This window comes from Citricoccus sp. NR2, from assembly GCF_027594385.1.
Taxonomy (GTDB): Bacteria; Actinomycetota; Actinomycetes; order Actinomycetales; family Micrococcaceae; genus CmP2.
The window spans coordinates 2313318-2339781 of sequence record NZ_CP115154.1 but is presented as its reverse complement, the minus strand read 5'-3'; the positions used below and the strand labels follow the sequence as shown (position 1 = coordinate 2339781).

At 62.9% G+C, this 26464-nt stretch carries 22 protein-coding genes and 1 tRNA gene; 11 read left to right on the top strand and 12 right to left on the bottom strand.

All coding sequences use genetic code 11. The features are described from left to right. Positions 1 to 9: 9 nt before the first annotated feature. Complete coding sequence (gene glgC / locus O1A05_RS10920) at positions 10 to 1203, bottom strand: glucose-1-phosphate adenylyltransferase (RefSeq protein ID WP_270107567.1); 1194 nt, start codon at positions 1201 to 1203, stop codon at positions 10 to 12. Positions 1204 to 1424: 221 nt separating this feature from the next. Here glgC and glgA point away from each other — a divergent pair, with 221 nt between their 5' ends. After that, positions 1425 to 2630 carry a glycogen synthase gene (gene glgA / locus O1A05_RS10915; protein ID WP_270105239.1) on the top strand — a complete coding sequence of 402 codons (1206 nt, stop codon included), beginning with the start codon at positions 1425 to 1427 and terminating at the stop codon, positions 2628 to 2630. A 40-nt stretch (positions 2631 to 2670) separates the two neighbouring features. Here glgA and O1A05_RS10910 read toward each other — a convergent pair whose 3' ends face one another. After that, a complete protein-coding gene (locus O1A05_RS10910; protein ID WP_270105238.1) occupies positions 2671 to 4749 on the bottom strand; it encodes an acyl-CoA dehydrogenase family protein in 2079 nt (692 codons plus the stop codon). 28 nt (positions 4750 to 4777) lie between these two features. Continuing rightward, positions 4778 to 5446 (bottom strand): TetR/AcrR family transcriptional regulator, encoded by a 669-nt coding sequence (locus tag O1A05_RS10905; protein WP_270105237.1) that lies wholly within the window; start codon positions 5444 to 5446, stop codon positions 4778 to 4780. An 80-nt stretch (positions 5447 to 5526) separates the two neighbouring features. Between O1A05_RS10905 and O1A05_RS10900 the strand changes: the two genes are divergently transcribed. From O1A05_RS10900 to O1A05_RS10890, 3 genes are all read left to right on the top strand, one after another. Further along, positions 5527 to 6855 carry an acetyl-CoA C-acetyltransferase gene (locus O1A05_RS10900; protein ID WP_270105236.1) on the top strand — a complete coding sequence of 443 codons (1329 nt, stop codon included), beginning with the start codon at positions 5527 to 5529 and terminating at the stop codon, positions 6853 to 6855. Between the two features lie 72 nt (positions 6856 to 6927). Continuing rightward, complete coding sequence (locus O1A05_RS10895) at positions 6928 to 8286, top strand: 3-oxoacyl-ACP reductase (protein ID WP_270105235.1); 1359 nt, start codon at positions 6928 to 6930, stop codon at positions 8284 to 8286. A 1-nt stretch (position 8287) separates the two neighbouring features. Continuing rightward, a complete protein-coding gene (locus tag O1A05_RS10890) occupies positions 8288 to 9223 on the top strand; it encodes a MaoC/PaaZ C-terminal domain-containing protein (protein ID WP_270105234.1) in 936 nt (311 codons plus the stop codon). Here O1A05_RS10890 and O1A05_RS10885 read toward each other — a convergent pair. From O1A05_RS10885 to O1A05_RS10870, 4 genes are read right to left on the bottom strand one after another with little or no spacing between them, the layout of a single operon-like run. Beyond that, positions 9210 to 10445, bottom strand: coding sequence for a glycosyltransferase (locus O1A05_RS10885; RefSeq protein WP_270105233.1), 1236 nt, complete (start codon positions 10443 to 10445; stop codon positions 9210 to 9212). The two genes, O1A05_RS10890 and O1A05_RS10885, sit on opposite strands and share 14 nt — an antisense overlap. After that, positions 10442 to 12610: a 4-alpha-glucanotransferase gene (malQ, locus tag O1A05_RS10880; RefSeq protein ID WP_270105231.1), complete on the bottom strand. Its 2169-nt coding sequence runs from the start codon at positions 12608 to 12610 to the stop codon at positions 10442 to 10444. The genes O1A05_RS10885 and malQ overlap by 4 nt, the downstream gene beginning before the upstream one ends. Positions 12611 to 12655: 45 nt before the next feature. After that, positions 12656 to 13843 carry an acyl-CoA dehydrogenase family protein gene (locus O1A05_RS10875; RefSeq protein WP_270105230.1) on the bottom strand — a complete coding sequence of 396 codons (1188 nt, stop codon included), beginning with the start codon at positions 13841 to 13843 and terminating at the stop codon, positions 12656 to 12658. 30 nt (positions 13844 to 13873) lie between these two features. Next, positions 13874 to 15211 (bottom strand): M20/M25/M40 family metallo-hydrolase, encoded by a 1338-nt coding sequence (locus O1A05_RS10870; protein ID WP_270105229.1) that lies wholly within the window; start codon positions 15209 to 15211, stop codon positions 13874 to 13876. A 136-nt stretch (positions 15212 to 15347) separates the two neighbouring features. Between O1A05_RS10870 and O1A05_RS10865 the strand changes: the two genes are divergently transcribed. Further along, positions 15348 to 15431, top strand: a tRNA-Leu gene (locus O1A05_RS10865). Positions 15432 to 15607: 176 nt separating this feature from the next. Here the strand turns inward: O1A05_RS10865 and O1A05_RS10860 are convergent. The 3 genes from O1A05_RS10860 to O1A05_RS10850 form a co-directional block, all read right to left on the bottom strand. Continuing rightward, entirely contained in the window at positions 15608 to 16624 is a 1017-nt protein-coding gene (locus O1A05_RS10860; RefSeq protein WP_270105228.1) for an ABC transporter ATP-binding protein, read from the bottom strand. Next, positions 16608 to 18077: an ABC transporter permease gene (locus O1A05_RS10855; RefSeq protein ID WP_270105227.1), complete on the bottom strand. Its 1470-nt coding sequence runs from the start codon at positions 18075 to 18077 to the stop codon at positions 16608 to 16610. Before O1A05_RS10855 ends, O1A05_RS10860 begins: the two co-directional genes overlap by 17 nt. Positions 18078 to 18163: 86 nt before the next feature. After that, positions 18164 to 19210 carry an iron ABC transporter substrate-binding protein gene (locus tag O1A05_RS10850; protein ID WP_270105226.1) on the bottom strand — a complete coding sequence of 349 codons (1047 nt, stop codon included), beginning with the start codon at positions 19208 to 19210 and terminating at the stop codon, positions 18164 to 18166. Positions 19211 to 19311: 101 nt separating this feature from the next. On the opposite strand from O1A05_RS10850, the gene O1A05_RS10845 reads away from it, so the two are divergent. Next, positions 19312 to 19902 (top strand): response regulator transcription factor, encoded by a 591-nt coding sequence (locus tag O1A05_RS10845; protein ID WP_270105225.1) that lies wholly within the window; start codon positions 19312 to 19314, stop codon positions 19900 to 19902. After that, on the top strand, positions 19899 to 21227 hold the full coding sequence (locus tag O1A05_RS10840; protein ID WP_270105224.1) for a sensor histidine kinase: 1329 nt from the start codon (positions 19899 to 19901) through the stop codon (positions 21225 to 21227). Before O1A05_RS10845 ends, O1A05_RS10840 begins: the two co-directional genes overlap by 4 nt. On the opposite strand, the gene O1A05_RS10835 is transcribed toward O1A05_RS10840, so the two are convergent. Further along, the gene (locus O1A05_RS10835) at positions 21224 to 21463 is read right to left on the bottom strand and encodes a DUF5703 family protein (protein WP_270105223.1); all 240 of its coding nucleotides are present in this window, start codon (positions 21461 to 21463) and stop codon (positions 21224 to 21226) included. The two genes, O1A05_RS10840 and O1A05_RS10835, sit on opposite strands and share 4 nt — an antisense overlap. Before the next feature lie 126 nt (positions 21464 to 21589). On the opposite strand from O1A05_RS10835, the gene O1A05_RS10830 reads away from it, so the two are divergent. The 3 genes from O1A05_RS10830 to mshC all read left to right on the top strand — a co-directional run bounded on the left by O1A05_RS10830 (position 21590) and on the right by mshC (position 24239). Further along, complete coding sequence (locus tag O1A05_RS10830; RefSeq protein ID WP_270105222.1) at positions 21590 to 21937, top strand: hypothetical protein; 348 nt, start codon at positions 21590 to 21592, stop codon at positions 21935 to 21937. Positions 21938 to 22020: 83 nt separating this feature from the next. Then, entirely contained in the window at positions 22021 to 22854 is an 834-nt protein-coding gene (locus O1A05_RS10825; protein ID WP_270105221.1) for an undecaprenyl-diphosphate phosphatase, read from the top strand. Positions 22855 to 22949: 95 nt separating this feature from the next. Next, entirely contained in the window at positions 22950 to 24239 is a 1290-nt protein-coding gene (mshC, locus tag O1A05_RS10820) for a cysteine--1-D-myo-inosityl 2-amino-2-deoxy-alpha-D-glucopyranoside ligase (RefSeq protein WP_270105220.1), read from the top strand. Position 24240: 1 nt separating this feature from the next. Here the strand turns inward: mshC and O1A05_RS10815 are convergent, their stop codons facing one another. Then, the gene (locus O1A05_RS10815) at positions 24241 to 25137 is read right to left on the bottom strand and encodes a proteasome assembly chaperone family protein (protein ID WP_270105219.1); all 897 of its coding nucleotides are present in this window, start codon (positions 25135 to 25137) and stop codon (positions 24241 to 24243) included. A gap of 164 nt (positions 25138 to 25301) precedes the next feature. Between O1A05_RS10815 and O1A05_RS10810 the strand changes: the two genes are divergently transcribed. Beyond that, a complete protein-coding gene (locus O1A05_RS10810; RefSeq protein WP_270105218.1) occupies positions 25302 to 26441 on the top strand; it encodes a site-2 protease family protein in 1140 nt (379 codons plus the stop codon). The last annotated feature ends 23 nt before the right edge of the window (positions 26442 to 26464 follow it).

Below are 26464 nucleotides of genomic sequence, written 5' to 3'. Positions count from 1 at the left end.
GACGGCGAATCAGGCCCCCGGCTCAGCTGTGATGGCGTGGTTCTTCGCCACCACTGTCAGCCCGGACTCCGTGACCGTGAACCCGCGTGCTTCATCTTCCTCACGGTCGAATCCGATGCGCACTCCCGCCGGAATTGCCACGTTCTTATCGACGATGGCGTTGCGCACTTGGGCGCCCTCACCGACGAGGACGTTATCGAGGAGCACCGATTGTTCAACCCATGCATCGTGATTGACCCGTGCCGAGGTTGACAGCACCGACTGTGCGACAGTGCCCCCGGAAATCACCACCCCCTGGGACAGAATGGAATCGACCGCCGTGCCCGGCCGCTTCGTCGCAGAACGCACCAGCTTGGCCGGTGGGGAGATCTGTTGCCGGGTAAAAATCGGCCATTCGTCGTTGTAGAGGTCGAATTCTGGCCAGGGGCTCACCAGGTCCATGTGCGCCTCATAATACGAATCCAAGGTCCCGACGTCGCGCCAGTAATGTACGCCCGCGTCTTGGCCGGGTACATCGTTGTGGGTGAAGTCGTAGACGCCGCACGAGCCTTTCTCCACAAACCAGGGGATGATGTCTCCACCCATGTCGTGCTTGGTGTCCTCGGTGGCGGCATCCTTGTTTAGGGCTTCCACCAAAGCGTCCTTCGTGAAGACGTAGTTACCCATCGAGGCAAGGAATTGGGTGGGGTCATCGGGCAGGCCCGGCGTGGACTTCGGCTTCTCCACGAAACGGGCGATTTTGCGGGGGTCTGTGGAATCCGTTTCGATGACGCCAAACGACGAAGCGTATTCCAGCGGCTGACGCACTGCCGCCACGGTGGCATGGGCGCCGGAGTCTATGTGTTGCTGCACCATTTGCTCGAAATCCATACGGTACACGTGATCCGCACCGATGACCACGACAATATCTGGGCGAGCATCGGAGATGAGGTTCATGGACTGATAGATGGCGTTGGCGGAGCCGAGGAACCATTCCTTGCCACGACGTTGCTGGGCGGGCACCGAGGCAACATAATTCTGCAACAGCGTGGACATACGCCACGTCTCGGAAATGTGCCGATCCAGTGAATGCGACTTGTACTGGGTGAGGACCACGATCTTCAGGTAATGCGAGTTCACCAGATTCGACAGCGCGAAATCGATCAGCCGATATTGACCGGCGAACGGCACAGCCGGTTTGGCCCGGTCAGCGGTCAACGGCATCAGCCGCTTCCCCTCGCCACCGGCGAGAACGATTGCTAGTACCTTCTTCTGTGCCACTGCACTCCTCAATCGTTTCAAGGGATCCTTCAGGTTGAGAGTATCCAGCCACCATCGTTTTTGCCATAGTTCAACCGCGTTTATTCACATGACTTCGTCGTAACGGCACCGCGCGCGTCGCCGGAAGCTATCGGCGCCATGAGAGCGTGGCATACGGTGGGATCGTGAGAATCGATATCGTCACCAAAGAGTTCCCTCCAGAGATCTACGGCGGGGCTGGCGTCCACGTTGCCGAGCTGTCACGCGTGTTGGCTTCACACGTTGACCTCCACGTTCATACCTTCGGCGCACCCCGCGACGCCGACTACCACGGGGCTTCTGTCACGAGCTATCAGACGCCAGAGACGCTGGCTTCGGCGAATGCTGCCGTGCAGACCCTGGGCACCGACGTGGGCATGCTCTCTGGATTCGACGGCACCGATCTCATACACACCCACACGTGGTATGCCAACATGGCCGGCCACCTCGGCGCGCTACTCTACGATATCCCGCACGTTCTCTCCGCCCATTCCTTGGAGCCGTTGCGCCCGTGGAAAGCTGAGCAACTCGGCGGTGGCTACCGACTGTCGAGTTGGGCTGAGGCCACCGCCTATGATTCGGCCGCCGGGATCATCGCGGTATCCGAGGGCATGCGACGCGACATTATCAAGGCGTATCCCGGGGTGGACCCCGAGAAACTCCACGTGGTGCACAACGGCATCGACACCACCATCTGGACACCACAACATGACGTGGACGCACTCGAGAAGCGTGGCATCGACCCGCATCGGGAAACGGTGGCGTTCGTCGGTCGAGTGACACGACAAAAGGGTGTTCCTTACCTGCTCCGAGCTGCCCGCCTCTTGGACTCGAGTGTGCAGCTCGTGCTCTGCCTGGGAGCCGCTGACACGCCTGAACTCGCAGCCGAAGTTAATGCGCTCTTGGACGAACTGCGTTCCCAGCGTGACGGAGTCTTCGTTATCGAAGGCATGGTGCCCCGCGCCGAGATCACCCAGGTGCTTTCCCAAGCCACCGTGTTTGCCTGCCCCTCAATCTATGAACCGCTGGGCATCGTCAATCTGGAAGCGATGGCTTGCGGCACAGCCGTGGTAGCCTCAGCCACCGGTGGGATTCCCGAGGTTGTTGAAGACGGCGCTACCGGCATGCTGGTGCCCCTGGATCAGGTGGACGACGGATCCGGCACCCCCTTGGACGAAGAACAGTTCGTGGCCGATTTCGCGGCTGCACTCACAGAGGTACTTTCCGACCCTGAACACGCTCAGCAGATGGGGGAGCGCGGCCGGGTGCGAGCCCAGGAATACTTCTCTTGGGAGTCCATTGCCGAAAAGACGGTCAATGTTTATCAAACAGTGCTGGGGCAGGATCGGTGATCCTGCCCCAGCAACCGGCGTTTAATCCGCGAGTTCGCGTTTAGCGCTTCCCAGCCTTGGCCTCCGCTTTGCGAGCTGCCTTGGCTTCGGCCTTCCGGCGTGCGTTGAGCACCTTCTCATCCAGCGGTGCGTTGCCGTCAGCGCGCAACCGACGGAAGTACTCCGCGGCTTCTTCCTGACGAACCTGTTCTTCCCCAGTAGCCACATCCATACGAAGGTGGTCCTGTTCGAAGCCGAAGGAGTCCACCAGATCCTGCGCGTAGGGACGCAGTCGAGCCGCGAGACGGTTCGTGTAGCCGCGCAGAGTGCGTGCACGCTGCTGAGAGATGCGACCGTTCTCAATGAACCACCCCAGGTCACGCTCGATCTCGTTGAGAACGAATAGGTCCCGAAGCCACATCATCACGGTGCGAGTGTCTTCGTCCTCGACCTGGTCCAGGGCCTCCGTGAAGGTCTCCCACTGCAGCAGAACGGCTTGCGCCTTGGCTGCATCAATGAGCTGGAACTGGTTTTCATTGAAGACGCGCGCCTGCTCCGCCTGCGACTTCTTGGCGACGGGCATCATCGCGGTGCCGATCTCGGTGACATGCACGCGAACCCGGTCGGTAAGCAGGGCACGCTGCACCTCAGGATCCTTGAACCAGTTCGCGGATTTCCGCTCCGAACCCACATCCTGAACGGTCTGCACTACGCGGCGCAGGCCGGAACGCTGCACTACGGCTTCCGAAGCGCGATCGGCGACGAACCGAGACAGTACGCCCACGGACATGCTCGACAGTTCCTGGGAGAAGTCGGTCAGCAGGCGCTTGCCAACCAGCTGGAGCAGCACATTGTTATCGCCCTCGAAGGTGACGTAGATATCCAGATCTGCGCGCAGGCTCGCAAAACGGTTCTTCGCCATGAAACCAGCACCACCGCAGGCCTCGCGTGCCTCCTGAAGTGTATCGAGCGCGTTCCAGGTGGTCATCGGCTTAATTGCAGCAGCCAGCGTCTCGAGCTCCTGGCGGTTATCGTCATCGTCGGCGGCACCGGAAAACACCTCATCGAACTTCTCGAGCAGGGTGTTCGCTGAGAACATGTCGGCGTAGGTCCGGGCCAAACGATCGATCAGCCGTCGCTGGTGTAGCTGGTAGTCCAGCAGCACTTCTTCTTCGGTGTCCGAGCTAGCGTTGAACTGACGACGCTGGTTTCCGTAGGTAATCGCGCCCGTCAGCGCCAAGGCGGAGGTCACTGCCGATGACATCGACAGTGAGACACGACCCTGCACGAGTGTGCCCAGCATCGTAAAGAAGCGGCGCCCGGGGGACTCGATGGGGGAAGTGTAGACACCGTCTTCGTCGACGTTGCCGTAGCGATTCAGCAGGTTGGTGCGCGGAATGCGCACGTGGGTGAAGTGCAGGCGACCGTTGTCGACACCATTCAGTCCACCTTTAACGCCATCGTCTTCGCCGCCCACACCGGGCAGGAATTCGCCGTTGTCGTCACGAATCGGAACGAAGAAACAGTGAACGCCGTGATTCACTCCCTGGGTGATCAGCTGAGCGAAAACTACGGCTGCGCGACCGTGCAGGGCAGCGTTGCCGAGGTATTCCTTCCACGCCGCCTTGAAGGGTGTGTGAATCTCAAATTCGTCCGACTCTGGCAGGTAGGTAGCGGTGGTGGCCAGCGAGGCGACATCAGAGCCGTGACCGATCTCGGTCATGGCAAAGGCGCCAGGAAGGCTCAGATCCATAATCTGTGGCAGCCAAGCCTCGTGGTGCTGATCGGTACCCAGGTGCAGAATTGCGGCGCCAAACAGGCCCCACTGCACGCCCGCCTTGATCTGCATCGACGGATCGCCCAGCACCAGCTCGCTGAAGCCGGCAATATTGCCGCCGTGGTTGTCCTCGCCACCGAAGCGGGAAGGGAAGGCCTTCTGCACTGCGTGTTCGTCAACCAAAGCCTGAAGCTGGCCCAGAGTCCGCTCACGGTGCTCGGTGTAGGGCTGTCCCTCGATCTTGTGATACTCGGGATTCTTCATGCGATCGCGTGAATCGCGGCGTTCGTCGGCCCAGCGGCCCAGCAGTAGATCCTGGACCAACTGCTGGTTGATGTTGAGCTGAGAAGCGTTGGGTGACATGGGTTGCTCCTTAAAAGTTAGCGGTCGTTCAAGCGTGTCTGGGTGGTGTAGTGGGGTGGTTCGTGTGGGAGGGCTGGAATCCCTGCACCAGCCAACGGGTGATATAGCGGGCCAGCTGCGGGGCGGTGGGCCGATCCTCGTGTGGAGGTTCAGTCAGCCACTGCTCACCGGCGTGGCGGATAAATCCGATCGCGGCGGTCGACCAATATGTGGCGGACACGCGAGCGGCCATGCTTTCGCGGTGCTCGGGCTTCGTCTCGACCACGAATCGTTCGTGGATCGTGGACATTACTTCGGCGATACCGGAGAAAAACTCTGAAGTTTCACCATCGGACTCCGTAGAGAACGTGTAGACGTTCGGTGAGGATTCGGCGAGTTCCAGGTAGATCCTGATCATGGTCTGCAACGCTTCGAGCGGGTTATCCTTGCCTCGAGCAGCGCGGAGCAACTCGGTGGCCACGAACTCTGTGGCCTTTTCGCCTACGGCGCGCTGTAGCCCATTTTTATCTCCGAAGTATCGATAAAACACCGATTTCGATGTTCCTGCATGCGCAGCGATTTCGTCCATCGACGCGGATGGACCGAGATCGTGCACGGCAGCGCGAGCGGATTTGATGAGTTCATCACGGCGCTCACGGCGGTGCTGGGCCCAGCGCGTGTTACGGCCGTCCGAATTGATCGCCTCATGAGTGTTCACGATACTCAGCGTATCAGGTACGCTGGATTTCAGTAATAGCCATCACAGTTTCCGACCATATTCGTTGACAAGGAGTCTCCGTGACCGAGAACAAGAACAATCAGCAGGCAGACGTTGCAGGCGGCGCCGTCCGTCCGGCCGTGATCGTGGGTGGCAACCGCATCCCCTTCGCACGTTCCAACGGCAAGTACGCCACCGCTTCCAACCAGGAGATGCTCACCTCCGCACTCGACGGTCTCATCGCGCGCTTCGGGCTGCAGGGGGAGCGCCTGGGTGAGGTCGTGGGAGGCGCAGTGATGAAGCACTCCAAGGACTTCAACCTAACGCGCGAGTCGGTGCTGAGCACCAGCCTCGATCCCACCACCCCGGCCCACGAGGTGCAGATCGCCTGCGCCACCGGTATGGAGGCTATCGGTGGACTGGCAAATAAGATTCGCCTCGGCCAGATCGAAAGCGGTATCGGGTCCGGCGTGGACACCACCTCCGACGCACCACTGGTCTTCAACAGCAAGGCTCGCGCCATCTTCATGGAGCTGGCCCGTGCCCGTTCCACTCAGGACCGCATCAAAGCCGCTATCAAGCTGCGTCCCGGCCATTTCGCTCCCGACGCTCCCGGAGCCGGCGAGCCTCGCACTGGAATGAGCATGGGCGACCATCAGGCCCAGACCACCCTGAAGTGGGGCATCACCCGCCAGAGCCAGGACGAGCTCGCCGCGGCCAGCCACCAGAACCTGGCTAAGGCATACGACGAGGGCTTCTTCGACGACCTGATCACCCCGTTCCGCGGCCTGTCCAAGGACAACAATCTACGCCCCGACTCCACGGTGGAGAAGCTGTCGGGCCTGAAGCCAGCCTTCGGTAAGGAGCTGGGGGATCAGGCCACGATGACGGCGGGCAACTCTACCCCGCTGACCGACGGTGCAGCCGCGGTGCTGGTGTCCAGTGAGAAATGGGCCCAGGATCGGAACCTGCCCATCCTGGCAGAATTCGTCGACTACGAGACGGCTGCGGTGGACTTTGTTGACGGCAACGAGGGTCTGCTGATGGCACCGGCTCAGGCCGTACCGCGGATGCTGGCTCGCCAGGGTCTGTCTCTGCAAGACTTTGACTACTACGAGATCCACGAGGCTTTCGCCGGCACCGTGCTGTCGACTCTGAAGGCTTGGGAGGACGAGGACTACTGCCGCAATCAGCTCGGACTCGACGGTGCCCTGGGTTCCATCGATCGAGCCAAGCTCAACGTGAAGGGCTCATCGCTCGCTGCGGGACACCCTTTCGCGGCGACCGGGGCCCGCATCACCGCCTCGCTGTCCAAGATGCTTCACGAGAAGGGCGCCGGCTCGCTCGGCCTGATCTCGGTGTGTGCCGCAGGCGGGCAGGGCATCGTGGCCATCCTGCGCGGACGCTGAGCTGAGAACGCTTTTCGACCGCTTCGCTTCATCGACATGGGTCTGACAAGGCTCTAGCAAGGAAGGACACACGTGAGTCCCAAAGATTCTTACTCCCAGTTCGTCAACAACCCCCTCGGCGCCAAGGTCGCTTCGACGTTGGGTCTGCCACAACCGGTGGCATTGCGCCGGTACACCCCCGGTGAAGCCCTGGCGACCGGTCCCGTCTTGGTGATCGGAGAGTCTGAGGGTGCCAACACGATTGCCGGCTGGCTGGTCGACCACCGAGTGGATGTACGGCGCGATCCGGGCCTGAAGGAGAAATTCTCCGCCATCCTGGTCGTGCTCGACGAAGCACAGCGTCCCGAAGAGGTGTCCGCGCCGCTGCGCACAGCCGGGGCCGCCCTGCGCCGTTTGGCTAGCTGTGGCCGCGTCATCGTGGTGGCACGCGACCCCGAGTCCACGGACACCGCCGCACCGGCATATCGTGCCACCCATCGTGGTATCGCCGGGGCAACCCGCTCCATGGCGCAGGAGATGCGGCGAGGGGCCACCGCCAACGGTATTCTGCTGGCCGACGGCGTCAGTGCTTCTTCAGCGTCGGCGCTGGGTGCGGTGCGGTTCCTACTCTCGGGACGCAGTGCCTACGTGAGCGGACAGTTTGTGCGCGTTGGTAGCGAAGCCGGTGCTGTTCCCGCGGATCCTGCTCGACCGCTGGCGGGCAAGGTTGCTGTGGTGACCGGTGCGGCACGCGGAATAGGTGCGTCCATCATTAACTCGCTACATCGCGATGGAGCGCAGGTGGTCGGCGTTGACGTGCCGGCCGCTGGCGATCAGCTGGCCGCCGTCGTGAACCGTCTCAATGGCACCGCCCTGCAGTTGGATATTACGGCTGATGATGCGGGTCAGCGGATCATCGAGCACTGCCGTGATCGATACGGCCGCCTCGACATTGTGGTGCACAACGCCGGTATCACCCGCGACAAGCTACTGGCGAACATGGATGCGGCACGCTGGGATTCGGTGATCGCCGTCAACCTGACCTCACAGTTGCAGATGAACGAGGCGTTCCTGGCCGACCGGGGCGCGACCGTCTCCGAACAACTGCGGATCGCCACGTTGGCATCGACTTCGGGTATTGCTGGCAACCGGGGTCAGTCCAACTACGCCATGTCCAAGGCCGGCGTCATGGGGATGACCGAGGCCACGGCGCCGCTGCTGGCCTCCACGGGTGGCAGCATGAACGCGGTGGCGCCCGGCTTTATCGAGACCGAGATGACCGCCAAGATTCCGGTGGCGACCCGCGAGGTGGCGCGTCGGTTGAATTCTTTGCGCCAGGGCGGAAAGCCGGAGGACGTGGCTGAGACCATCGCTTTCTTGGTGTCCGACGAGGCAGCCGGTATCAACGGGCAGACACTGCGCGTGTGCGGCCAAGCCATCATGGGGGCGTGAGATGAGCGCAGAGATCTCGAGCGCCGGTCGCTCGTTCCGCACGCTGTCCGAACTTCCCGGTTTGGGTGGTGCGTACCGCGATGCGGTGACCACCATGGCCCGCCGGAAGGTCACCGGTTCCCGAACGCCGCGGCAATTGCCGACCCGGGGCGTGCGGATCAGCGGACACCGGTTTACGCAGGACGACGTCGACCGCTACGCGAGCCTGTTCGCGCCCGTCGCCGACGGGGTAGTTGCCTCGGTGGGTGTGCACATCGCCGCGTTCCCGCTGATGATGCATTTGATGTCGCAGTCGGACTTCCCGTTGCCGTTGCTGGGACTGGTGCACACCGAGAATGCGGTGTCGCATCATCGCCCTGTGCGGGTGGAGTCGCCGGTGGACGTGGAGGTCTGGGCCGAATCGTTGGGTGGCCACCGCGCCGGCACCACGGTCGAGATCCACGCCCGCGTCGCAGACAGTGCCACCGGCGAGACGCTGTGGGAATCGGTGTCGACCTATTTGGCACGCGGCGTGCGCTTGGTCGAGCCGGGAGAAGCCGAGGGCTCCCGTGGAGCCGGTGGTTCTGCGAGCGACCGGACAGCGGAGTTGCCGGCGAAGACCGGGCAGTGGAAACTTCCGTCGTCAACGGGGCGCGACTACGCAGCTGTTTCTGGGGACTTTAACCCAATCCACATTAACCCGCTGACGGCGAAGGCGCTGGGTATGCCGTCGATGATCGCCCACGGCATGTACCTGGCCGGGCGGATGCTCATCGGCCGCGAGCCGGCCGAGGCTGGGTTCCGCTGGGATATTGAGTTCAAATCCCCAGTCGTGCTGCCTGCCACGGTAACGGTCGGTTACACCAGCGACGTCGCCGATGCACAGACCTTGCGGTGCACCGGGTGGAACGCGCGGAAACAGAAACCGCACTTCTTCGGGACGATTACCCGAGCCTAAGTAAGCGGGTATACAGGGCGGAGAGTTGTTGAGCACTTGCCGTCCAGCTGAAACCGGCGGCATGGTCCAGCGCTGAGACACTCAGTGCGGACCATGCCGCTGCGTCGTCTGCAATAGCCAACAGTGCTTCGCTCCACGACCGCGGCGACAGATCAGCCACCAAGCGTCCGCTGCGCCCGTGCTCCACGGCCTGGGTGAGTCCACCAACCCGATGCGCCAACACCGGAGTACCGCACGCCTGGGCTTCCACCCCGACCAGACCAAACGACTCAGAATAGCTGGGCATCAGCTGCACGTCGGCGGCACGCATGAGTCGGGCCAGCCGCTCGGGGCTCAGCGGGGGAGTAAAGGAGCACGCGGAGAGCACGCCGCGCTGCTGTGCCAGGTGTGCCAGGTCGAGTTGCCGGGCTCCGGATTGGGCGCCGGTGAAGTGGACATCAAATTCGTCGAGTCGGTGGTGCACGCGATGAATGAGTCCGAGGGCCTCGATGATGACGTGCGGCCCCTTGTGCGGCTGAAATCGACCGGCGAAGAGTAACCGCAACCGGTGTTCGTCGTCGGTGGGCCACTCACGGGCGCCGTCGGGTCGGAAGATGTGGTGGTCGACCCCGGGCGGGATGACGTGGATGCGATGGTCGGTGGCCGAGCAGTATGCAATGAGTTCGGCTGACTCAATCGTCGTGTTCGAGATCAGCACGTCGGCGCGCAGGCCAATCTCAGTTTCCGCGCGGAGACGCTGCTCCGGCTCGTCGGCGTCGTCGTCCCGCGCATTCTTCACGGCGCCGATGGTGTGCATGGAGTGCAGCCACGGCCACCCTAGGGCGGCGGCGATCGTGACACCGGCCTTCCCGGACATCCAGTAGTGGCTGTGCAATACCGCAGACCGGCCGGCGGACGTCAGGTCCCTGACCTGCGCGGTGGCGGCCATCGCGAAGTCGGGAAGCCACGCCATCTGTTCCTCTTTGGTGGCCTCACGGGCCGGGCCGGCGGTGACGGGGATGACCTGCACCCGGGGACTTTCGGGCAAGGCGACGGTGCGCTGCTCGGAGGAAGTACGCCGAATGAGCACGGCGACGTCGTGACCCAGATCGGCCAGGGCGGCAGAAACCCGGCGCACGTAGACGTTCATGCCGCCGGCGTCACCCTGACCTGGCTGTTCCAGGGGTGAGGTGTGGTAACTGAGCATCACCACCAGCGGCAGCTGCGGATCCTGGGGCGTCACCGGGCTCCTCGCACGGATTCATTCACGGTGTCCAACAGCCGGGCCACCCGCGGCAGGCTACTGAGGGCATCAACGAGGACCGGTTCTCCAGCGTCGTCGCTAAGCGGAACGCACCAGTTCGGGTACTGCTCCTGCAGGGTTCCGGGCTGATTCTGAATCCGGCGGTCGCCGACGGCATCGGTCAGCGACACGCTCAGCAGCACGGCCGGCGAGGACGCGACATAGCGGTGCAGGCCCAGGATCACCGTCTCGATCTCTGCTTCGCTCCAGCTACTCGGGGCGCCGTCCGGGATCTCGTCCAGCGCTCCGGCAGCCACCAGGGCGCGGAGCACCTGGTCGAGCTGCGCGCGGAATTCGCGACGCTCCTCGGTGGCAGACCGCGTAAGCAGGCGAAGTTGTTCCCGCAGGTGCAGGTGCGCCTCGGTGAGGTAGCCCGCGGTGGGCGGCAGGTCGTGGGTGTTCACCGCAACCAGCGTCTGCTCACGGTAGCTCTCGGGCGGGATGGGGCCATCGTCGTCGTGCTCAAACCACACGATGGAGGTTCCCAGGATGCCGCGGGAGGCCAGTTCCTGCTGAAACCAGGGTTCCACCGTGCCTAAGTCTTCACCCACGACGACGACATTGGCGCGTTGGGCTTCCAAGAGCAGGATGCCGATCATGGCCTGGGGATCGTAGCGGACGTAGGCGCCCTGCTGGGGGCCGAAGCCTTGCGGGATCCACCACAGGCGGGAGAGTCCGAGAATATGGTCGATGCGCACGGCCCCGGCCTGACGCAACACGGTGCGCAACAAGGTCCGATACGCCTCATAGCCGGTTTCTTCCAGGGCACGCGGGTTCCAGGGGTGCTGTGACCAATCTTGACCGAGTTGGTTGTACATGTCCGGGGGCGCACCGACCGACATCTCGTCGATCAGCGCCTCACCGTACAGCCACCAGTCCGCGGTGCGGCGGTTTGCGCCCACGGCCAAGTCCACCATGACTCCGGTGCGCATACCGGCGTCTCGCGCTCGGGTCTGGACGTCGCGCAGCTGAGCATCGCACAGGAACTGCACCCAGCGGTGAAAGTCCAGCTCTTCGGCGTGCTGCTCCGCCAATTCAGCACGTTCGGCGGCCCCCGCGGTTCGCGTTTGCTCCCACCGCGGATCTTCGGGGGCCAGGATTCGGCGTAGCGCGGACCGGAGCGCGAAACGGTCAAGGAACACCCCGACGTCATCGCGGAAGCGCCGATAGGCTTCCGTGCGCTCGGGAAGATCCTGCCGGTGGTGGTACAACAGGCGCAGCGCGGCCAATTTTGCTTCCAGCACGGGATTCCGGTCCAGAAGCTCGGTGCTGGTGTTCCGATCACGCAAGGGTGCCCCTAGGGCATCGATCTGAGCCCGGATCTCGGCCTCAGCCCCGCGGTATTCCGGCAGGCTTTCGAGGTGGAGGTAGATTGGGTTCAGGAAGCTGCGCGAGGTGGGGGAGTAGGGGGAGTCCACCACGGGCGGCAGCGGTTCGGTGGCGTGCAGGGGGTTGGTCAGCACAAAGTCGCCGCCGTGATCTGCGGCGAGACGGCAGAGCTTCTCCAGGTCGTTCCAGTCGCCGAGACCCCAGCTGTCGGTAGAGCGGGTTGAATACAGCTGGGCAGCCAGCCCCCAGCCCCGGTCTGGCCTGTAGGCGTCGGCCGTCGTCAGGCGTTCGGGGACCACGATGAGGTGGCCGGTAGCGGTGGTTTCGCCTTCCACGGTGGCTACCAGGAGGTGGTACCCCAGCGGTAAGTCTGAGGGGATGCGGAAAGTGGTCTGGAAGCGTTGGACACCTGAGGACCACACGGGTTCGGTGAAGTCGCCCACTGGAACCAGCGACACGACAGTACCGGTTTCCAGTTCCAGATGTACCCCGATCGTTTCACCCTCGAGAAAGTGAACCGGGACTTCGGTTTCGTAGTGCTCGGTGACCACAGTGGTGGGCGGGATCACCCAAGACCAGCGGTCCAGCGCGCGGGCGTCGATGGCCTGCTGCAGGCCAACGGGACCGTCCGCATCGACGCGTTGGCCGAGTGCGGCGAGCACGGCGACGAGGGTCGCGTCGTCGACGGTCTGGACAGAGCCGTCCTGCCCCTGATACGTGGTGGAGATGCCGTGCGCTTCAGCCAGCTCACGCAGCAATCGTGCCGTATCGCTCATCGGTGCCAGCCTCTCTCACGACCGTTCGGGCGGGGACTATTTCAATTATGACTGATCATCCGCGTCATCGCGGAGCGGACCCAGAACGAACGTGGCCAACGTGCGGCGTGCAGAATCCTCGTTGGAAGGGTGGAAGCCCCCGGCCCGGACGTCGCGGTAGAGACGACTGAGCTCATGACGACGATGGAACCCTTGCCCGCCGACGACCTGCATCGCCGTGTCCACCTGCTGCTGGGCCACGCGGACGGCCAGAGTCTTCGTCGTCACCAACCGGGGAAACCATTCGGCACCCCAGTTCTTTGCCGTGGCGATCGCGTGAGTCACCTGGGTGAGTTGGGCGTCGAGGCCGATGGCGCGGAGAGTCGCCTCGCCCAGACGATCCCGGGTCACCGGATCCTGGCTGAAAGCACGCCCTGTGGAACTGAGGATGCGCTGGTCGGCGCCGTCCACAGCAAGGTGCAAAGCCCGGTCGGCGATCCCTGTGTACACCGATGCGATCAAGGTGAGGAAGGAAGCGAAGATCCCGAAGGTCAGGCCGTCTTGGTTCGGCCCGGCGGGAATGCGCCGGATGATCCGCTCCGCTGGAACCTGCGCCTCGTTGAGACGGGTGGCGTACGACTGCGTGGCCCGCATACCCAGCATGTCCCAGGAGCTCGGATCTGCTGCAGTTCCACCGGCATCTCGGTCAAGTATGCCGAACACGAGTTGGTCACCGTCCGGCGTCTTGCCGAAGATCCCCAGGCGCGTCCAGACGGGTGAGAGCGAGGTGAAAATCTTGGTGCCGGTAAACGTGTATCCCCCGGAACCATCGGGCGTGGCCGTGGTCATCGAGTCGAAGAGGACCTCATCGTTGCCGGGCTCGGAGATCCCGAAGGCAAAAATCTCACCACGCACTGATTCCTTCAGAATGAACTGCAGGCTCTCGTCCCCGCGATCCGCAAGAATGCGGGCCACTCCGTTCCACACCAGGTGCATGTTCACGGCCAACGCGGTGGCTGGTGCGGCAGCGGCGAGTCGACGCTGCGCCGCGGAAACGGTGTCCATGTGCCAGTCCAGACCGCCCTGCTCCGTAGCGGCAAAGGCCGAAAGATATCCGGCTCTCTGGAGTTCGGCCAGGTCCTGATGAGGAAACGTGTTGTCGTCGTCGTGCTGGGGCGCACGCTCGCGACAGCGTTCTAGCAGTTCGGTGGTAAGGACCTGCGAAATCTGTTCGTCATGATCGGAGGTGAACACAGTGGTGATCCTTGACGTGGTGGGACGTGATCAGCGGGTGCCGGGCTCGAGGATGCGGTACAGGGTACGGCAGCCAAACGTCAGCGAGGCCACCGGAATCCGCTCGTCGATTCCGTGGAAAAGCGCCGGGAAGTCCAGATCTGCGGGCAGGCGCAGTGGCATGAAGCCGTAGCCCGTGATCCCCAGCCGGGACAGCGCGTTGTTGTCGGTGCCGCCGGACATCATGAAAGGCAACACCACTGCATCCGGGTCTTCCTGGCGGATCGAATCGACCATCAGGTCTACCAGGTCGCCAGAGAAAGGCACCTCGATCGAGGGTTGTTGGTGCTCGACGTCAATCTCGACTCCTTCGCCGGCCAGATCGCGCAACGTCTGCAGCACATGCTCGTCGTCTCCGGGCAACACCCGGGCGTCCACAGTGGCGCTGGCCTTGCCCGGAATGACGTTGTGCTTATATCCGGCGGTCAGACCGGTGGGGTTGGAGGAATTGCGCAGAGTGGATCCGACGAACCGAGAAGCTGCCCCCAATGCTTTCAATTGCGGCTCGGGATCGTCCTGGTTGAAGTCCACGCCCATGATTTCGGCGACCTGTTCCATCAAGTCCCGGGTGGTCTTCGTGTACTGCAACGGCCATTCATGCCGGCCGATCCGCTCGATCGCCCCGGCCAAACGCGTCACGGCGTTATCAGGGTGCACCCCGGAGCCGTGCCCGGGCGCCCCGATCGAGGTGAGGTTGAGCCAGGCAATGCCTTTCTCCGCGGTCTGGAGCAAATAGGCGCGTTGCCCTTCGATGTCGGCGGAAAAACCGCCCACTTCACTGATCGAATCGGTAGCGTCGGCAAAGAGCTCGGGACGCTCTCGAACCCACCACTGGGCGCCATAGTTTCCGCCGGCCTCCTCGTCCGCGAAGAAGCAGACGATGAGTTCGCGTCGAGGACGCTGTCCGGTGCGGTGCAGATGCTGCAGCACCGCGAGAATCATCGCGTTCATGCCCTTCATATCGACCGCACCGCGTCCCCAGATCATGTCGTCGATCAGCTCCGCGCCGAACGGATCCACACTCCATTCATCGGCATCGGCGGGAACGACGTCAAGGTGACCGTGCAGGATCAAGGGCGGTGCCGAGGTGTCCCATCCCGGAAAACGACCGATGACGGTGGCACGGCCCGGCTCAGATTCCATGATCTCGGGATTCATCTCCAACGAGGACATGATCGCAGCACAATACTCGGCAGCTTCGCGTTCGCCACGCGCACGATTAGCACCGAAGTTCGTGGAGTCGATGCGAATCAGTTCCCGGGTCATCCGGACCACGTCGTCACGGAACGAGGAGTCATTCGGGGCAAAGGGGGAAGGCTGCTGAGTCATGCTTCCACCCTAACCAGACACGCCACCCGATGACAGTGGTCATGACCAGCCCAAGATCCGTGCTAGAGTTGTCTCCGCTGCCTGAGCTTCGAAGTCGAAAACGACGAGCTATACCGAAGCAACAGGATCGACACTCGCGCGGGTGGCGGAATTGGCAGACGCGCAGCGTTGAGGTCGCTGTGTCCGCAAGGACGTGGGGGTTCAAGTCCCCCTCCGCGCACTGAAAAAACCCCGGTTTTCCGGGGTTTTTTCATACCCATGTTGACAGAACCACCAAATCTGTTGACACGGACCCCGAAAACCGGCGGTCGGACTCACCACCCGATTTCATCCGCCAACACGAGTTGCTCGCCGCTCACCACGGCGCCGCCGAGTGGCGCTGTCTACTCGTGTAGATCAGTTCCTGAACGCCCTCACTGGGCCGTCCACCGTAACTCGCACCCTGGTCCCGATGGCCGGTGCCGCGTTCCCCACCAGCCGGAGTCGAGCTTCGATGTCTTGGTCGACACTTCGAAGGGTCACGAGGCTGTCATGACCGAAATATCGGATGGCGACAATCATCGCTTCCGTTCCCTTGTTGGTTGATAGTCGGAGCTGCTCCGGACGTACCAGAACAGTGACGTTCCCTGGTTCCTGCTCCGCATGTGCTGCGGGTCCGAACGGCGTCATAGCAGTATTTCCGTCCGTCTGCGTTTCGAAGAGATTGGCCTCGCCGAGGAATCTCCCGGTCCAAACATCTACGGGGTGCGCGTAGACCACCCGTGGGGAACCGGCCTGGGTGACCCTCCCGTTGGCGACCACGACGAGATGTCCGGCCATGGACATCGCTTCGCCCTGATCGTGGGTCACCAGCAATGCTGTGGTGTGAGTCTCGCGGAGGGCACTCATCACGCCGTCCCTGACTTCGACCCGCAGTCCAGCGTCGAGTGCGGAAAAGGGTTCGTCCAAGAGCAGCAGGCGAGGCGCTGGTGCGAGCGCACGTGCCACGGCCACCCGCTGTGCTTGCCCACCCGAGATCTGGTGGGGGAGTCGATCGGCCAGCGTCCCCAGATCGAGAAGATCCAGCATCTCGTTGATGCGCTGGTCACGTGCGTTGGGGCGTTTTACCCCAAAACCGATGTTTTCTTTGACCGTTAGATGTGGAAACAGCGCGCCGTCCTGCGGTACCAGTCCGATACGCCGATGTTCAGGTGCCATGCCGTCGAGGCGTTCACCTCCGAGCACAATCGTGCCGCGAACATCAGCATGCAGTCCGGCGATGGCGCGCAGAAGTGTCGTCTTGCCGCTTCCACTGGGGCCTAAGAGGGCGCCCAATTCACCAGCCGGAACCTGGAGACTGATCCGATCCAGGATTTGTGTGCGCTGTGGACCGGAACCATGCCAGGCACAGAGGGTGTCAACGTCGAGTTCCATCGAGCTCCGTCCGGGAGAGGAAGTAGGTGGGAATACAGGCGATGAGAACCAGGGCGATCGCGTAAGGGGCCGCCGCCGCGTAGGAGGACATGTTCGTGTGACGCCACAGCTCGGTTGCCAAGGTATTAGCGCCGATGGGCAAAAGCATCAGCGTTGCTGGAAGCTCTTTCATCGCCGTCACGGCGACGAGCAGCCCTCCCGTGGCGATGCCCGGTGTGGAGAGCCGGGCTGTGATGGTCGTCCACGTATGTAGCGGTCCGCGTCCCAGGGTCCGGGAGACCTCTTCAAGCGATGCGGGTACCTGAGCGATGGCGGATCGTGCCGACCCGATGGCCTTGGGTAGAAAGATGACGGCATACGCCACGCTGAGTGCCAGGGCCGTTTGATACAGCACCGGTACAACATTGAGCGTGAAGAAGACTAACGAGAGGCCTACGACGAGACCGGGGATCCCGTTGCCGAGATAGGCCACCGATTCCAATGTGGCAATGGATCTGCCTCGATAACGTGCTGCAAGGACGGCAATAGGCAGCCCGAGCAGGACGGCGATCAGGGCTCCGGTCAGACTCAGCGAGAGCGTGGTGCCCATGCTCTCGAACAGGCGGCTCCAGTCGGTGGCAGCGGAACGACTTTCCCATCCCCGACGTGTCAGTGCATAGGCCGGTATTCCTAGAGAGACGAGGCTGACGCAGCCGAGACCGGCGACGGACACCAGTTGGACCCGTTTCGTGTTAAGTCGCCGTGGTCTGACGATCTGAGATGCTGGTCGGCCGCCTCGCGACGCGCGCCGTCTCATCATGCGCTCCATAAGAACGAGGGCGAGAGCGAGCATCACCAGGATCAACGCCGTCGCTGCTGCCAAGGTTCGGTTGAGCCCACCTTCGAACGCGGCATAGACAGCCCACGTGAGGGTCTGGACACGGAACAGTGACGGCGATCCGAAATCCGAGAGGGTATAGAGCCCGGCCAATAGTGCCCCTGCGAGTGCCGCGGGGGCCACCTGAGGGAGCAACGCCGCCCGGAAGGCACCCAATGGCCCCCGTCCGAGGGTCCTCGCGACGTCCACAGCACGCTGATCCGCAAGATAGAACGCTGCGGCGACAGGAAGGGTGACGTAGGGCGTGCAGGCCAGGATCATCACCAACGTGAGGGGCCAGAATCCAGACAGCGCAGGCCAGGTGGAGATCCAGGAATAGGCCATCACGTAGGAGGGAACCGCCAGGGGGAGGGCCGCGAGCGCCCGCCAGAGTCCTGGGAGCGGCAACGCAACCCGTGCCAGGACCCACGCCATCGGAATGCCCAGCACGAGGCTGCCCAAGGCCACCAGCAGCGATAGTCCCAGCGAGGTGAGGACCAGTACGAGAGTTCGCTCGCGCACCACCGCATCAATCACTTGTTGAAGGTCGGCCTGAGCCAGCCGGATCACCAAGTACGCCAGGGGAACGGCAGCCACCGCAGCGGTCGTCGTGCCGGCTAAGAGCAGCAGGAGGGGAGGCCGCCTCCTCGGCGACCTCCCCGTGCCAGATTCTGCATGCATGGTCAGAGCAGGCCGACCTTCTGCAGCAGTTCCAGGGTGCCATCAAGGTCGGCCAGTTCGGAGAAGTCCAGATCCGGTCCGTCCAACTCGTCGAGGCTCGGAACATCAGCGGGGGACGGGCCGTCCGGTAGCAGTGAGTATTCGCCGGCTTCTTCGACGAAGTGCTCCTGAGCTTGCTCACTCACCAGGTACTCCACGAATTCCTGTGCTTCGTCAGAGTCTTCTGCTGAGGCCAACACGCCTGCACCAGTGACATTCACGAGTGCACTGACGGTGCCGGGCTCACCGAACTTGAGCTGTGCGCGCATCGACTCCGGTCCGCCGGCTTCGGCCGCAGCAACCACCCAGTAGTAGTGGTTGACCAAGCCGACGTCCAGGGCACCGGTGTTGACGGCCTCGACGATGGGACCGTTGCGATCAAACACCTCGGTGTCGTTGTCGATCATCCCCGTGAGCCATTCCTCGGCCACGTCTTCACCTTCTAGCACGCGCATGGCGGTGACGAACGACTGGAACGAAGCATTGGTGGGTGCGAACCCGACTCGACCCTGCCATTCGGGCTCGGTCAGCGCGTGAACATCGCTAGGAACCTCATCTTCGCTGACTGACTCAGAGTCGTATAGCAGGACCCGGGCGCGACCCGTGAGTGCCACCCAGCTATCATCAGCGGCGCTGTACTGTGGGTCCACCGCGCCTGTGATCTCCTCAGGCAGGGGAGCGAGAAGGTCCGCGTTCGCGAGTTCGCCCAAGGCTCCTGCCTCCTGGGACAAGAAGACCTGTGCCGGGGTGCGCTCGCCCTCTTCCAACAGCTGAGCGGCCATTTCGATGCTGTTGGCGTACCGGACCTTGACCTCGATGCCTGATTCCTCCTCGAACTTCTCGATGATCGGGCCGATCAGGCTCTCATCGCGGCCGGAATAGACAATCAGTGATCGGTCCTCGTCAGAGCCATTCGAAGTCGATTCTGCGTCGCCTGCGCACGCAGACAGGGCAACGGCCGAAGCCGCCACAGTGGCGATCAGCGCGAGACGGGTACGTGAACGATTCATGGAAAATTGGTGTCCTTCGTGTGAGTGCGCCGGCACGAGACCTGGCAGATAAGGTAAGCATAAGCTTGTTGCGACACGCGTCATATCCCTAAACTGGGGGAATGCTGTCGCCTGTCCTCGTCGTCGATGATCATCAGACTTTCGCGGACTTGATGCGCCTGGGAATCGACAGTCAAGTCGATTTAACGTGCGCTGGGGTCGCCAGCGGGGTGCGTGAGGCTCTGGAGCTGGCCCGGACCGTACGTTTCGACGCCGCCGTGGTCGATCTCGGCCTCCCCGACGGTGACGGAGCAGATCTGGTTGCCGATTTGGTGCGGCTGGCGCCTCACGCCCGGATCATCGTCCTCACCGCCCATCCCCGTTCGGATGTCTCCCGTCGCGCGATCGAGAATGGCGCCTACTGGGTGCTTCCTAAGCGGGGACGCCTCGAGGATGTTCTGGTCGCCCTGCGTGAAGATCGGCCGGGTCCGGCGCCGGTACCCGATTGTGCGCTGTCACCACGGGAACGCGACGTCGTCGCCCTCCTGGCCGAAGGACTTGACGCACAGGAGATCGCCGCCCGGCTGCATTTATCGATTTACACCGTGCGCGATCACATCAAAGCGATCTTCCCCAAGCTGGGTGTCCACACACAGGCGGGCGCCGTAGTAGCTGCCGCTCACGCAGGGATCATCGTTCTGGAACCACGATGATCACTCGTCAGGTCCGCCAAATGAACCGGACTACACGGCGAGCCATTCTCCTGCATACCGCTTCTACAGTCGCCGTCACGGCTGCCATGGCGGTGGCCTCCTCGCTCATTTCGACAGCGATCGCGGTCGAGGCAGCGCGGAGCAACGCGAAAGTAATCGCCGACACCGTGGCTCATGCGGTGGTTGCACCCCTGACCCTGGTCGACCTGGTCGGACCCAACGCCGAAGATCCGGAGCGGATCGCCGACGAGTTCGAGGCCTTCATCGACGGCGGGGTTCTGGAACGCGTCAAGATCTGGCAGTTAGTCGGCGATGAAGCCGTGGTGATTTACTCCGATGAACCGCGCAACGAGGGCGTGCGTCGAGCGGTGGATTCGGAGCTGGGAGCTCGTCTTGACCGGGGCGAGGTCGTCCTTCTCGATGTCCCCGATGATGCCGAGCATCAACACGAACAAGGCAACGATGACCTCCTCGAGGCGTTTATCGGTTTCACGGATGCCTCCGGTCACGCGATGCGACTGCAGCTCTACTTGGTCTCCACGGAGTCTGACTCGCTGGCCGCAATGCTCGGCGTCGTGTTGCCGATCTCGATTCTGGGACCGGCAGTGTTGGGCGCCGCCACGTTGCCCCTGGCACTGCGCCTGGCTCGGCAGTTGTCCCGGAGGGAGGAGGAGCGACAGCAGTTGCTCCACGCCGCCCTGGCCGCATCCGACCGAGAGCGACACCGACTCTCGGCGAGACTGCACGATCACGTGATCCAGGATCTTGCCAGCTTAGGATTGACCCTCGAACGACTCGGTGTGGAATCTTTTTCGCACGACAGGGCCGCCACGGAACTGCTCCAGCGTGCCGGTGAATTACTCGATACCGATATCGAGCACCTGCGCACCCTTTTGAGCGAGATCGCGCCGTCGGAATTCAACGAGTCCCTGGAAACAGCACTGGGCGAACTCACCCGTGATCTGACCTCCGGCCGCGTGCGCATCGATGTTGATCTCGATCTGAAGGAGCCGGTGGGAACCGAGGTGGCCACCTTGATCTACCGGGCAGCACGAGAGTTGGTGCGCAATGCCCTCGACCACGGCTCTCCGGAGACGGTGCGCCTCGACCTGCGATCCGACCACGACGGGGTCAACCTGTGCATCACGGATGACGGCGTCGGTTTCGACCCGCAGGAGCCAGCCCCGCCAGGACATTTCGGCATAAGCCTCATCCGTCATGCCGTCACAGACCGCGGGGGTTCCCTCGACATCTCCAGTGATGAGCACAGGACACGAGTCGAGGTCCGGGTTCCCCGCGACGAACCGTCACGGCCGGCGGGCTAGTCCCGATCCAGCGTCGGCTGGACGCGCATCATCTTGCGTCGCAGCCAGAATCGCCGTCGTCCACCTCGGTACAGGATCGAACGCTGCAACTCCCAGCGGCCGTACTCGGCGTGCTCGACCAGTCTGCGGCGTGCGGTGGCCAGGGATTCTCTGGGGCCCACCGAGATCACCAGATACTCCCAGTCTTTGACTTTCTGGATCGATTCCACCGAGCTGACGTGTAGATCCTCCCGCACAGACACTGTCCTTTCCATCGTGTGCCCTCAGGCTACCGCGGTCAGTACCAAGACGCTCGTTTCTCCGAGCAATCACCACCGTCATGACCTCTTCTCCTGCGACGGTCCACCGGCTACGGTGTAACCATGAGCACCGATCCGCGCATCGCCCTTGATTCCCTCGTCTCCGCGCTCCACGAGCATTTGGCTGCTGCCTCGGCCAAGCGCAGCGATTCAGATCCTGTGCTCGACGCGGCCTATCAAACCCTCGCCGACAGCTTCGAGGCGTATGAGGACGCCCTCTATGAAGCCACCGGCGAGGTCACTCCGCTGGACCTCTTCGACGATGATGACGACGACGAGGACAGTGACGACGAAAACGACGAGGACGACGAATTCGATCCGAACGAGTTGTCGACGGATCACGACGATGACGACCTCGATGACGATGAACTCCTGGCGGCCGAAGGCGAACGTGGCAGTTCAGGGGTCTGACCTCGGCTGAGAGTCGCGTGAGTTCAGCCTCATCCGGTGCGCCGCGGTCTGCGCGACACTGGATCGTGGCGTAGTGTGGCGCTGTGAGTTGGATTGAAGCGATTATCCTGGGGCTGGTCCAGGGACTGACCGAGTTCCTACCCATCTCGTCGTCAGCGCATCTACGCATCGTGGGGGAATTCCTCCCCGGTGCCTCAGATCCGGGCGCGGCTTTTACTGCCATCACCCAGATCGGCACCGAGCTTGCTGTGCTCATTTTCTTCTGGCGCGACCTCGTGCGCATCATCACGCAATGGTTCAAATCATTGACGGGAGCTGTCCCGCGGTCCGATCCCGATGCGCGCATGGGGTGGCTGATCATTATCGGTTCCCTGCCGATCGCGGTGCTGGGTCTGCTGCTCGAGGACTACATCGACACCAGCTTCCGCTCGCTGTGGATCGTGGCCACGATGCTCATCGTCTTTGGTGTGCTGCTCGCCGTGGCCGACACCCTGGGGCGTCAGGTCAAGCCGCTCACCGATCTCACCTGGCGCGACGGTATCCTCTTCGGCTTCGCCCAGGCCCTCGCCCTGATCCCCGGGGTCTCGCGCTCGGGTGGAACTATCACCATGGGGTTGGCGCTGGGCTATACCCGACCAGCTGCCGCCCGGTATGCGTTCCTGCTTGCTGTGCCGGCCGTGTTCGCCTCCGGTTTCTACAAGCTGTTCGGCGCTCTGACGGAACCTAATGTGGATGCCCCCTACTCGATGATGGAGACCTTCGCCGCCACCGTCGTCGCTTTCATCGTCGGCTATGCGGTCATCGCGTGGTTGATGCGCTTCATCTCGAGTCATTCGTTCCGCGGATTCGTCTGGTACCGGATTCTGCTCGGCCTGGCCATTTACTTGCTGTTGGGCTTCGGCGTCATCAACGCGTAGTCCTTCCAACGGCAATAGCCGGTTCCGTAGGCTGAACTTCAGCACCCCTTTCACCACTTGATCCACCACTTGCTTCAAGGAGCGAAAACCTTCCCATGCGTTCTTGGCCGACGACCGACATCCCTCAGCTACCCGTTCTTCCCAATGCGCTACGCATCTGGGACACGGCATCCGGGGCACTGCAGCCAGCGGGTACCCAGCAGGAGGCTTCGCTCTATGTTTGTGGAATCACTCCCTATGATGCGACTCACCTGGGACACGCCAATACCTACGTGAGCTTCGATTTACTGTTGCGCTATTGGCGCGCCAGCGGCCTCAGAGTCAGCTATGTCCAAAACGTCACCGACGTCGACGATCCGCTCCTGGAACGTGCCGAGGCCACGGGCGTGGATTGGCGCGAACTGGCCGAATCGCAGACCGATTTGTTCCGTGCCGACATGGAAGCCCTCAACGTGATCGCCCCCGACCACTATCTGGGAGCGACGGAAACCGTGGACTGGGTGGTCGACGCGGTGTCGACCCTGATCGACAAGGGTGTGGCTTACCGGGTGCCGGCGGATCCGAAGGATGATTCCTCCGTGGATGGCGATGTTTACTTCTCGGTGGATACCGCCGAAGCACAGACCTCTTGGACACTCGGTTCCGTGGGTGGTCTCAGCCTCGAGGACATGACCGAGGTGTTCCCGGAGCGCGGTGGTGACCCGCAGCGTCCGGGCAAACGCAATCCTTTCGACCCCTTGCTGTGGCGGGCCGCCCGTGAAGGCGAACCGGTGTGGGACGGTGGTCAGCTCGGCCCCGGACGCCCCGGTTGGCATATTGAGTGTTCCTGCATCGCCCGACGGCTGCTACCTGCCCCCTTCTCGGTTCAGGGTGGAGGCGCCGATCTGCGTTTCCCACACCACGAATTCTCAGCGGCCCACGCAACCGCCGTGGACGGTAAGCCCTTGGCGGAGTCCTTCTTGCACGCCGGCATGGTGGGCCTGGACGGCGTGAAAATGTCCAAATCCCTGGGCAATTTGGTGTTGGTTTCGCAGTTACGCCGGCGGGGCGTCGAGCCCGTGGCGATTCGCGCTTTGCTGCTCAGTCACCATTACCGCACGGACTGGTCATTCACCGAAGACGAACTCGGCCAGGCCCAAGCCCGGGTGGAAGGCTGGCGCTCAGCACTGGGCCAGCCCGCTGCCGCACAGGGGTCCGCGCTCTATGCCCAACTACACGATGCCCTCTCGGACGATCTCAACGCACCGGCGGCGCTGCTGCACGTGGATGCATGGGCCGAGCGCGTCCACAACGGCGAGACCGAAGGTGTCGCTGCAACCTCAGACCAAACGGTCGAGCCGACGGTGGCTGAGGTGCTCAACGGTCTCCTCGGCCTGGTGCTGTGATTCAGCCTTGGTCTCGACGCTTCAGATAGCGTTCAAATTCGCGGGCGATCGACTCGCCACTCGCTTCCGGTAGCTCTTCAGTGTCGCGGGCTTGTTCTAATCGACGGATATAGTCCGCGATCTCCGGATCCTCATCGGCGAGCTCGTTGACTCCGCGTACCCAGGCTGCGGCGTCGTCAGCACGCTCTTGCAGGTTCAGCCGCACGTCGACGAGCTGTTCCAGTTCCTTCAGCAGTGCCAGCTGAGCCTTAGGGGAGGGCGACTGGGCCACATAGTGTGGGACCGGTGCCCACATGGACACGGTCGTGGTGCCCACCTTCTCTGCCGTCGCACTAATCACCCCAACGATGCCGGTCGGGCCCTCATAGCTAGGTGCACGGGCCCCGACCGCGGTACGTACGGCGTCGTCGCCGGAGGTCAGGGTCGGACTCAGGGGGCGAGAATGGGGCGTGTCGGAGAGCAGCGCCCCCACGAGCACGATGGCGTCGATGCGGTGTTCGGCCGCTGTGGTGAGTAATTCGGCGGTGAAGGACTTCCACCGGAAGTTCGGCTCGACGCCCAGCATCAAGAACAGTTCCGCAGGGGTGTCCGGGGACTGACACTGCAACAATCGTGTTTGCGGCCAGGCAATATCACTACGACCGTCCGCCAGCCGCGTCACCACGGGCCGATTCACCTGGTAGTCGTAGTACTCATCGGCATTGAGCACGGAGACTTGTTGCGCATCGAGTTGTCGCCCGACTTCTTCAACAGCGTCCGTGGCTGCCTCTCCCGCGTCATTCCACCCTTCGAAGGCAACCAGCAGAATACGGGGCCGGTGAGTAACCTCAGGATCGGCGAGCAGGTGATCGACCAGAGACCGGTGCTCGGCGGCGGAAGGCTGGTTGTCGTCCGTCATACACATCCCCGTGCTCGTCTGCTTGTCGTTCACCTTCACCCTAGCCCTCTATCGCGGCAGAAGTCAGCATGTGGGCTGAACTAGACTTGGTGCATGGTTCCATCGCCGTCCTTCGCACCGACGCCCGCGAACCGCGCAGAGAGCTACCGATGAGATTCCGAGGGGTGCCCCTGACCATCTCATGGTCCTGGCTCGTGTTCGCGGCCGTCATCACCATGCTGTTCCTGCCGACAGTGCGAGCAGTGATGCCCGCGGCTTCCACCGTCGCACATCTGCTGGTGGCTCTGTGCTTCGCAGGACAGCTCCTTCTCATTGTCATTCTGCACGAGGCGTCCCATGCCGTGGCCGCCGGAATTTTCGGCTGGCCGGTGCACCGCATCCATGTCTCACTCTGGGGCGGGGAGACCCGCTATTCCGTGGGCGACACTGGAGCACCCGCTACCCCCGGCCGCATGCTGGTGGTGGCGTTGGCCGGACCTGCCGCCAATGTGGCCGCAGCCGGGCTCGGCATCGCGCTGACCTACCTGTGGATCCCCGGAGCAGCCGGGTCGTTGCTGTTGCTTTATTGGATCTACGCAAATTGGTTGATTGCTGCGTTCAATCTGCTGCCCGGTCATCCGCTCGACGGCGGACGGCTGGTGGAGTCCGCCGTCTGGAAGGCCACCGGTGACCCGCACCGCGGCCGTCTCGCAGCCGGCTGGGCAGGCCGCGGTGTCGCCGTCGCGGTGGCCCTGGCCGGACTGCTCTTTCCGTTGCTTCGCGCTGGTGAGCTCGACCCGTTCTATCTGTTGATTGGAATGTTGATGGCGGTGTTCCTCTGGAGTGCCGCGTCCGGGGCCATTCACCAATCGCGTTCCGAACTGACCGCGCGTCGGATTTCTGCTGAGATGCTGATGCAAGCCGCCGTCACGGTATCCATCCGTGCAACCGTGGCTGATCTCATGCGCACCCAAGTCTGTGGGGCTGACCCGGAAACGGGCCAAGACACGGATCCGCCGGTCCAGGTGATCGTCCCGGACGGCACCAGTAGTCGACCCGTGGCGCTCGGGCTGGTGGATCCTCGCGCCGTGGCCGGCGTTGATCCTGCCGAAGCCGATGTGACCCCGGTGATGTCGGTGGCGCGTGAGGTGAACCCGTATGCCGTGGTGCCCTTCACGGCGACCGGAATGCAGCTGATGCGCCGCAGCGAGGAAACCGCTCCTTCACCACTGATCGTCTATGATGACCGAGCCGGAATCGTCGGTGTGATTTACCGCGCCGATCTACTGCAGCTGCTGGCCTCGCCGGTGCTGCGCCACGGCTGAACCCCCGCACGCGCCCTTTCGAG

What these genes read in the sequence shown, in the direction of transcription:
- glgC (WP_270107567.1), bottom strand. Translation starts at nt 1,203, where the DNA reads ATGCCGTTGACCGCTGACCGGGCCAAACCGGCTGTGCCGTTCGCCGGT.
- O1A05_RS10910 (WP_270105238.1), bottom strand. Translation starts at nt 4,749, where the DNA reads ATGTCACCCAACGCTTCTCAGCTCAACATCAACCAGCAGTTGGTCCAG.
- O1A05_RS10890 (WP_270105234.1), top strand. Translation starts at nt 8,288, where the DNA reads ATGAGCGCAGAGATCTCGAGCGCCGGTCGCTCGTTCCGCACGCTGTCC.
- malQ (WP_270105231.1), bottom strand. Translation starts at nt 12,610, where the DNA reads ATGAGCGATACGGCACGATTGCTGCGTGAGCTGGCTGAAGCGCACGGC.
- O1A05_RS10870 (WP_270105229.1), bottom strand. Translation starts at nt 15,211, where the DNA reads ATGACTCAGCAGCCTTCCCCCTTTGCCCCGAATGACTCCTCGTTCCGT.
- O1A05_RS10860 (WP_270105228.1), bottom strand. Translation starts at nt 16,624, where the DNA reads ATGGAACTCGACGTTGACACCCTCTGTGCCTGGCATGGTTCCGGTCCA.
- O1A05_RS10850 (WP_270105226.1), bottom strand. Translation starts at nt 19,210, where the DNA reads ATGAATCGTTCACGTACCCGTCTCGCGCTGATCGCCACTGTGGCGGCT.
- O1A05_RS10845 (WP_270105225.1), top strand. Translation starts at nt 19,312, where the DNA reads ATGCTGTCGCCTGTCCTCGTCGTCGATGATCATCAGACTTTCGCGGAC.
- O1A05_RS10840 (WP_270105224.1), top strand. Translation starts at nt 19,899, where the DNA reads ATGATCACTCGTCAGGTCCGCCAAATGAACCGGACTACACGGCGAGCC.
- O1A05_RS10830 (WP_270105222.1), top strand. Translation starts at nt 21,590, where the DNA reads ATGAGCACCGATCCGCGCATCGCCCTTGATTCCCTCGTCTCCGCGCTC.
- mshC (WP_270105220.1), top strand. Translation starts at nt 22,950, where the DNA reads ATGCGTTCTTGGCCGACGACCGACATCCCTCAGCTACCCGTTCTTCCC.
- O1A05_RS10815 (WP_270105219.1), bottom strand. Translation starts at nt 25,137, where the DNA reads ATGACGGACGACAACCAGCCTTCCGCCGCCGAGCACCGGTCTCTGGTC.